Consider the following 1,205-nt stretch of genomic DNA (forward strand, 5'->3'; position numbering starts at 1 on the left):
AGCTGCCCTCGGCCAGCAGCCAGTCGCCGCGCGACACGTCGACTTCGCGGTCCAGCACAATGCCCGCGCTGTGGCCCGCCAAAATGGATTTGGGCTGGCGGATGTGGTCAAGCACCTGCGCCACCACGGCGGTTTGCCCGCTCGGCAAAATAGTCACGGTCTGGCCGGGCTGCACGCCGCCGGTGGCCACGCGGCCCCAGAAAATACGGCGGCCCTGGGAGGTGTCGGATGAGGACGAGAATTTTTCGACCCACTGCACCGGAAAGGCAAAGGCTTCAAGCGTTTCTGCCGCTGCACTCGGCAGCAGTTCCAGCAGTTCCAGCAGCGACGGGCCCTGGTAGCCGCACCAGCCGGGTTTCGCGTCGACCACGTTGTAGCCGATCAGCGCAGAGATCGGCACGATGGCCTTGACCGGAATTTGCGCGGCCTCGGCAAACGCAGTCAGCGCTGCGCTGATGTTGTTGAACGCCAGCGTGGGGTCTTGCACGGCATCGAGCTTGTTCACCGTGAACACGATCGACGGCACGCGCAGCAGCTTGACCAGCAGCGAATGGCGGCGGGTTTGCGGCAGCAACTCCATCAAGGGTTTGTTCCAGTCGAGCTTGGTCGCGTCCACCAGTACCACGGCGGCGTCGGCGCTCGAGGCGGCCGTGACCATGTTGCGGGTGTACTGCTCATGGCCGGGCGCGTCGCCAATGATGAATTTGCGGCGCTCGGTGGCGAAGTAGCGGTAGGCTACGTCAATCGTGATGCCTTGCTCGCGCTCAGCCGACAGGCCATCGGTCAGCAGGGCCAGATCGGTCTCGCCTGCGCGTTGCACGCCCGCCAGGTGGTCTTGCAGCACGGCTTTGGAGTCCACCAGCAGGCGGCCAATCAGCGTGCTCTTGCCGTCGTCGACCGAACCGCAGGTGATGAATTTCAATGCGGATTTAAGGTCATTTTTACCTGTAGCCAGCGTGGAATTTGAGCTGTCAGCTATCAAATCTATAGTAGTCATCAGAAGTACCCATCTTTCTTGCGCTTTTCCATCGAAGCATCTGAGGTTTTGTCGTCCATGCGCGTGGCTCCGCGCTCGCTGACATCGGCGGCCAGCGTCTCGATCACGATTTCGGCGGCGGTGGTGGCCGGGCTGTCGACCGGGCAGGTGCAGGTGATGTCGCCGACGGTGCGAAAACGCACGGTTTTTTCAACGACTTGCTCGCCCT

1 protein-coding gene and 1 pseudogene are annotated in these 1,205 nt (G+C 62.3%); both read right to left on the reverse strand.

The genetic code is table 11. The features are described 5' to 3' along the window. Positions 1-997, reverse strand: a 997-nt coding sequence (locus Q8K05_RS07815; protein ID WP_305246002.1) for a GTP-binding protein, incomplete at its 3' end; no start/stop codon positions are given. Then, positions 997-1,205 (reverse strand): annotated as a pseudogene (locus Q8K05_RS07820) (sulfate adenylyltransferase small subunit); the annotation flags it as partial. The gene Q8K05_RS07815 and the pseudogene Q8K05_RS07820, both read right to left, overlap by 1 nt.

The organism is Polaromonas sp., assembly GCF_030682935.1.
Lineage (GTDB): Bacteria > Pseudomonadota > Gammaproteobacteria > Burkholderiales > Burkholderiaceae_C > Polaromonas.